The sequence below is a fragment of the Sphingopyxis sp. genome, assembly GCF_019459305.1.
GTDB lineage: Bacteria > Pseudomonadota > Alphaproteobacteria > Sphingomonadales > Sphingomonadaceae > Sphingopyxis.
The window spans coordinates 21378-27519 of sequence record NZ_JAIBES010000083.1; the positions used below are offsets into that span (position 1 = coordinate 21378).

Sequence of the window (6142 nt, forward strand, 5' to 3'; positions counted from 1 at the left end):
CCGCGCTCGGCGGCCGCCCGCTCGCACTCGCGACCGCCAGCGCCGAGGGGTTTGAACAGGTCGCAGCCGCGATCCTCGCCATGGCGCCCGGTGCCGCCACATCATGAGCCGCGCGATGAACGTCACGCTGCCCGAGGCCGAAGTAACCGCGTTGTGCAAAAGCGCGGGGGTCATCATCAGCGCGATCGAACCCCTGCCCGACGGCGGCACCCGCCTCGTCTGCGTGTCGCCCGACGGCGCCGACAAGATGCGTAAGAAACTGAAGAAAAGCCTGATCGACGGCGCCGTCACCCGCCACCGCTTCTACCGCCCCCCGGGGTCCGAAGGGGGCTATTAACAGTCGGCGGCGCGCCGCAGCAGATAGTCGCGTTCGCGGTCGTTGCCGGCCAGCGCCGCCGCGGCTTCGAACTGCGCCTTCGCCTCGGCGCGGCGCCCGGCGCGGAGCAGGAAGTCGCCGCGCGCGGCGGGCAACGGCGCATAGCGGCGCAGCGCCGCTGCGTCGGCGATTGCATCGACCAGCGCCAGCCCGGCGTCGGGGCCGGACGCCATGCTGTGCGCGACCGCGCGGTTCAGCTCGACCACCGGCGACGGCATCACCTGCCGCAACCGGTCGTACAGCGCAGCGATCCGCCGCCAGTCGGTGTCCTCGGCCCGCCGCGCCCGGGCGTGGCACGCCGCGAGCGCCGCCTGCAACGCATAGGGACCGTCAGCGCCGCCCAGCGCCTCGACCCGCGCCAGCGCATTCAGTCCGCGGCGGATCAGCAGCGGGTCCCAGCGCGCCCGGTTCTGCTCGGTCAGCGGCACAAACTGGCCGTCGGGCCGGGCGCGCGCCGCCAGCCGCGACGCCTGGATCTCCATCAGCGCCAGCAGGCCCAGCACCTCGGGCTGCTCGGGCATCAGCCCGGCCAGGATGCGTCCCAGCCGCTGCGCCTCGCCGCAGAGCGGCGGCCGCACCAGCGACAGCCCCGCGGTCGCGGCATAGCCTTCGTTGAAGATCAGATAGACGACCTCGAGCACCGACGGCAGCCGCGCCGCCAGCTCGGCGCCCCGCGGCACCGCGAACGCGACCCCGGCTTTGGCAATCGCCTTCTTGGCCCGGGTGATCCGTGCCGCAATCGCCGCCTCGTTCGACAGGAACGCCCGGGCAATTTCCTCTACCGTCAGCCCGCCGACCAGCCGCAGCGTCAGCGCGGCGCGCCCCTCCGGTCCGATCACCGGGTGGCACGCGGCAAAGATCAGCCCGAGCAGCTCGTCGCCCAGCGGATCGTCCAGCGCGGCCTCAAGGGCGTCGGCGCTCATGCCCTGCTCCTCGTCCAGTTCGCGAGCGATCTCGGCATGTTTTCGCTCCCGCATCTGGATGTGCCGGATGCCGTCGATAGCGCGCCGCTTCGCCGCCGCCATCAGCCAGGCGCCGGGATTGGCGGGAACGCCGCTGGCGGGCCATTCGGTCATAGCGACCAGTAGCGCGTCCTGCGCCAGCTCCTCCGCACGGTCGACGTCACGGGTCAGCCGTGCCAGCCCGGCAATCAGCCTGGCCAGCTCAATGCGGAAAACCGCCTCGATCGCGCGCTGGGTTGGGTCTGCCGCCATGCGCTACGGTGCGCGGCGCATGGCGGGGCGGACCAGGGGATCAGCGGTTCGCAAGCTTCTCGCCCACGCCGTCGTGGATCGCCGCGGCCTCTTCGGGGATCACATCGACGAAATCCTCCATTTCATAGACGGGACGAATCTCGATCTCGCTGGGGCCGAACATCGGGTTGGGGCAGCGCTTCACCCATTCGACCGCCTCGTTCATGTCCTTGACTTCCCAGATCCAGTATCCGGCGACCAGTTCACGCGTTTCGGCGAAAGGTCCGTCGATGACGGTGCGGCCGGGACCGTCGAACGCGACCCGCTTGCCGAACGAAGAGGGCTTCAGCCCATCACCGGCGACCAGCACGCCGGCATTGACCAGCTCCTCGTTGAACTTGCCCATGTCGACGAACATCTGGCTGAGCTCGGGCGACGGCTGCATGCCCTGTTCGCTGTCCTCGGTCGCTTTTACGAACACCATCACACGCATCATCTGTCTCCTGCAAAACCGGACCAGTATCGGCCTCGTATCGTCACGACGAACGAGCTCTATCGAAATCGACACATGAACGAAAAAAATTCTGCGGGCGATGATCCGGCGCGTCGGTGCCGCGGATCAGGCGGCGTCGGCCAGCGACCCGGGGGTGGCGAAACGCTGGCGATATTCGTGCGGTGACAGTCCGATGATTCGGTGGAACAATTTGCGGAACGCTGCCGCATCCTCATATCCGACGCCCCAGGCGATCTGGTCGACGGTGCGACGGGTGAATTCCAGCAGTTCGCGCGCCTTACCGACGCGCAGGTGCTGAACATATTCGACCGGGGTCATGCCGGTGGCGGCCTTGAACCGCCGTTGGAACGTCCGCTCCTCCATCCCGGCCTCGCTCGCCATGGCAGGGACGGCAACCGGGCCGACCCCGCGTGCCTGCAGCCAGTGCTGGACGCGCAGGATGGCCTCGTCGCCATGGGTCAGTTTCGGGGCAAAGCTGGCATAATTCTTCTGCTCGCGGCCATTGGGATCGATCAACAGAAAGCGCGCGGTCTCCATCATCATCGTCGGCCCCAGCAACCGCTCGACGATCCGCAAGCCGAGGTCGGTCCACGCCATCAGGCCGCCCGCGGTGACGATGTCGCCATCGTCGATCACCATCCGGTCGGCTTCCAGCCGCACGTCGGGGAACCGCTCGCGAAACTGCTCGGCAAAGAACCAGTGCGTCGTCGCCGGGCGTCCCGCGAGCAGCCCGGTCGCCGCCAAAGCAAAGGCACCGCCGCAATTCGACGCCAGCACCGTTCCCTGCGCATGCCGGTCGAGCAGCCAGCGGGCATAGGGTTCGATTTCGCCGGGCTGAAGCAGCTTGTGCAAGCTGCCGGGCGCAATCAGCACCGCGGGCGAATTGGCTGCGGGCTGATCGGGGTGGCTGTCGTAACATCGCGCCAGGCCGCCGCCGTCCTGCAGCCGCCAATGGCTCACGCGGATCGGCGCGCGGTCGTGCTGGACCGCAAAGCGCCCGGCGATGTCGAACAGGTCGGTGATGCCGTGAACCATCCCCATCTGGCAGTCGGGATAGGTCATCAACCCGACCTCGATCAGCGGCATCGTCGTCGCGTCGGGCATCTTCAGCCTCGGCATAATTGCTCCTTTGTCGGATTTGAACCGTATAATGTCGTATCCGCCAATCCCGCGCAAGCCCGGTCCGGCCTAAATCCATGTCATCGGGGCGGACACCCCGCCCCCCTAAATCGAAAGGAACCACAACATGACCACGATCACCACCCAGGACGGCACGCACATCTTCTACAAGGACTGGGGTCCGAAGGATGGCCAGCCGATCATCTTCTCGCACGGCTGGCCGCTCAGCGCCGACGCCTGGGACGCCCAGCTGGTCTATTTCGCCAATCAGGGTTTCCGCACCATCGCCCATGACCGCCGAAGCCATGGCCGTTCGGATCAGGTCTGGGACAACAACAACATGGACCAGTACGCCGACGACCTCGCGGAACTGATCGAACAGCTCGACCTGAAGGACGTCATCCTCGTCGGCCACTCGACCGGCGGCGGCGAAGTCACCCGCTATATCGGTCGGCATGGCACGGCGCGGGTCGCCAGAATCGCGCTGATCGGCGCGGTGCCGCCACTGATGCTCAAGACCGAAGCCAATCCGGGCGGGCTACCAATCGACGCCTTCGACGGCATCCGCAACGGCACCTTCGACAACCGGCCGCAGTTCTTCAAGGATCTGACCATCCCCTTCTACGGCTATAACCGCGACGGCGCGGCGATCAGCGAAGCGGTGCGCGACGATTTTGTGCGGCAGGGCATGATGGGCGGGCTCAAGGGCCAGCTCGACAGCATCCGCGCCTTTTCGGAAAGCGACTTCAACGAAGACCTGAAGAAATTCGATGTCCCGACGCTCGTCCTCCACGGCGACGACGACCAGATCGTTCCCGTCAATGCCTCGGCCCGCGCCACGGTGAAGATCGTCAAACAGGCGGTGCTGAAAATCTATGAAGGCGCTGACCATGGCCTGACCGTCACCCACCAGGACCGGTTCAACGCCGATCTTCTCGATTTCATCAACAGCTGATACAAGGACGGCGCGGTCCAGCCGGATCGCGCCTCCTCCTTCATCAAGGAGACGCATCATGACCCAGCAAAGCTTCCTCATCACTGGCGCATCGGACGGCATCGGTGCCGTCTATGCCGACCGCCTCGCCCGCCGCGGGTATAATCTGATCCTCGTTGCACGCCGCGCCGACAAGCTTGCTGAACTTGCACAACAGCTACGCAGCGACACCGGCGTCGCCGTCGACGTCATCGCCGCCGACCTCGCCAATCCCCAGGACCTCGCGCGCGTCGAAACCCGCCTGCGCGATGACGATAAGATCACCGGCCTGATCAACAACGCCGGCATTGCTGGCGAGACCAGCTTCGTCGAAGCCGACCCCTCGCAGCTGGCCGCGCTGATCAACCTCAACATCCTGGCCGTAACCCGGCTGGCCGCAGCCATAGCGCCCCGGCTTGCTGCCAAGGGCAGCGGGGCGATCATCAACATCAGCTCGGTAACGGCACTGATCCCCGATGGCTTCACCGCTACCTATCCCGCAAGCAAGGCCTATGTGCTGGCGTTCAGCGAAGCGTTGCAAGTCGAACTCGGCGCCAAAGGCGTGCGGATCCAAGCGGTGCTGCCGGGGGCGACCCGCACCCCGATCTGGACCGATGAGCAACTCGCCAGCCTTCCCGCCGAGATCGTGATGGACGTGGACCAAATGGTCGATGCCGCGCTCGCGGGTTTCGACGCGGGTGAAGTTGTAACCATCCCCGCTCTGCCCGACATGGCAGATTACGACGCCTTTATCGCCGCGCGCGCCGCGCTCCGTCCCAACCTGTCGTTGGCGCGCCCTGCGCCGCGCTATCTGTAAACGACGCGTGCTATGATCCTCGGTCTGCCCATAGCGCAATTCACCGCGCTCCATGTCGCGATCAGCCTGATCGCCCTCCCCGCCTTGGCTCGCGGCCATATCCTGCCCCGCACGACCGGCGTCTTCCTGTGGACGACATTGCTTACCAGCCTGACCGGCTTCCTGTTCCCGATCGTCGCCTTCACCCCGGCGCTCGGCTTCGGAATTCTCTCGACGCTGATCCTCGTCGCGACCTTCTGGGCCTGGTACGGTCGCAAGCTCGTTGGCAGCGCCGCCGCCATCTACGCGGTCACCGCCACCCTCGCGCTCTATCTCAACCTTTTCGTGCTGGTGGTGCAGAGCTTCTTGAAAGTGCCCGCGCTCAACGCGCTGGCCCCGAATGGAACCGAACCGCCTTTCGCCGTCGCTCAAGCCATGCTTTTGATCGCGATGATCGGCCTCGGCTATCTGGCGTTCACGGCAGCGCGGCGCCGAACTGGCGCCGCCTGATCACAACCAAAACCAACGGCAAGGGCGGCTTCGCTCGCCCTTGTCGTATCAACACCGCCAACCCCTCTTGCACGACCTTCCGTTTACGTTAAGGTCAGCCTCAAACTGCTACCGGAGAGTGATTCATGGCCCTTCCCCCGATTTTCGACCGCCTGCGCCTGCCCGTCATCGGCTCGCCCCTGTTCATCGTGTCGGGGCCGGAACTGGTCATCGCGCAGTGCAAGGCGGGCGTCGTCGGCAGCTTCCCGGCGCTCAACGCGCGGCCGCAGACCTTGCTCGACGAATGGCTGCACCAGATCACCGAAGAGCTCGCCGCGTGGGACCGGGCCAACCCCGACCGGCTGTCGGCGCCCTATGCGGTCAACCAGATCGTCCATAAATCGAACGACCGGCTCGAACAGGACATCGCGACCTGCGCCAAATGGAAAGTCCCGATCACCATCACCTCGCTCGGCGCGCGCGAGGAACTCAACCAGGCGGTGCATAGCTGGGGCGGCATCACGCTGCACGACGTCATCGACGACCCCGTTTCGCCCAAAAAGGTTGAAAAAGGCGCCCCCCGGCGGAAACCCCAACCCCCCCGGGCACGCGGCCCCCCCCCGCCCCCAACCCCCAAACCACAGAATCACGAAAAAAGCGCAATGTTAAAACGCCCCCTGGG

Annotated in this window: 6 protein-coding genes and 2 pseudogenes; 5 read left to right on the forward strand and 3 right to left on the reverse strand. The window is 66.1% G+C overall.

The annotated features are described in order from the left end of the window. Nucleotides 1-103 precede the first annotated feature (103 nt). Nucleotides 104-337, forward strand: a complete 234-nt coding sequence (locus K0M74_RS09530) for a hypothetical protein (protein WP_293971091.1) — start codon at nt 104-106, stop codon at nt 335-337. Here K0M74_RS09530 and K0M74_RS09535 read toward each other — a convergent pair. The 3 genes and pseudogenes from K0M74_RS09535 to K0M74_RS09545 form a co-directional block, all read right to left on the reverse strand. Next, nucleotides 334-1590 (reverse strand): DUF6596 domain-containing protein, encoded by a 1257-nt coding sequence (locus K0M74_RS09535; RefSeq protein ID WP_293971094.1) that lies wholly within the window; start codon nt 1588-1590, stop codon nt 334-336. The two genes, K0M74_RS09530 and K0M74_RS09535, sit on opposite strands and share 4 nt — an antisense overlap. Nucleotides 1591-1708: 118 nt before the next feature. Then, nucleotides 1709-2062 (reverse strand): annotated as a pseudogene (locus tag K0M74_RS09540) (YciI family protein); the annotation flags it as partial. Between the two features lie 126 nt (nt 2063-2188). Beyond that, on the reverse strand, nt 2189-3202 hold the full coding sequence (locus tag K0M74_RS09545; RefSeq protein ID WP_293971097.1) for a GlxA family transcriptional regulator: 1014 nt from the start codon (nt 3200-3202) through the stop codon (nt 2189-2191). Between the two features lie 127 nt (nt 3203-3329). Here K0M74_RS09545 and K0M74_RS09550 point away from each other — a divergent pair, with 127 nt between their 5' ends. The 4 genes and pseudogenes from K0M74_RS09550 to K0M74_RS09565 form a co-directional block, all read left to right on the forward strand. Beyond that, entirely contained in the window at nt 3330-4157 is an 828-nt protein-coding gene (locus K0M74_RS09550) for an alpha/beta hydrolase (protein ID WP_293971100.1), read from the forward strand. Between the two features lie 58 nt (nt 4158-4215). After that, on the forward strand, nt 4216-4992 hold the full coding sequence (locus K0M74_RS09555) for an SDR family oxidoreductase (protein ID WP_293971103.1): 777 nt from the start codon (nt 4216-4218) through the stop codon (nt 4990-4992). A gap of 12 nt (nt 4993-5004) precedes the next feature. After that, nucleotides 5005-5481: a hypothetical protein gene (locus K0M74_RS09560; RefSeq protein ID WP_293971106.1), complete on the forward strand. Its 477-nt coding sequence runs from the start codon at nt 5005-5007 to the stop codon at nt 5479-5481. A 125-nt stretch (nt 5482-5606) separates the two neighbouring features. Beyond that, nucleotides 5607-6142, forward strand: a pseudogene (locus K0M74_RS09565) (nitronate monooxygenase); the annotation flags it as partial.

Bases quoted from the DNA above. Each gene is read 5' to 3' on its own strand.
- K0M74_RS09530 (WP_293971091.1), top strand. From the start codon at position 104: ATGAGCCGCGCGATGAACGTCACGCTGCCCGAGGCCGAAGTAACCGCG.
- K0M74_RS09535 (WP_293971094.1), bottom strand. From the start codon at position 1,590: ATGGCGGCAGACCCAACCCAGCGCGCGATCGAGGCGGTTTTCCGCATT.
- K0M74_RS09545 (WP_293971097.1), bottom strand. From the start codon at position 3,202: ATGCCGAGGCTGAAGATGCCCGACGCGACGACGATGCCGCTGATCGAG.
- K0M74_RS09550 (WP_293971100.1), top strand. From the start codon at position 3,330: ATGACCACGATCACCACCCAGGACGGCACGCACATCTTCTACAAGGAC.
- K0M74_RS09555 (WP_293971103.1), top strand. From the start codon at position 4,216: ATGACCCAGCAAAGCTTCCTCATCACTGGCGCATCGGACGGCATCGGT.
- K0M74_RS09560 (WP_293971106.1), top strand. From the start codon at position 5,005: ATGATCCTCGGTCTGCCCATAGCGCAATTCACCGCGCTCCATGTCGCG.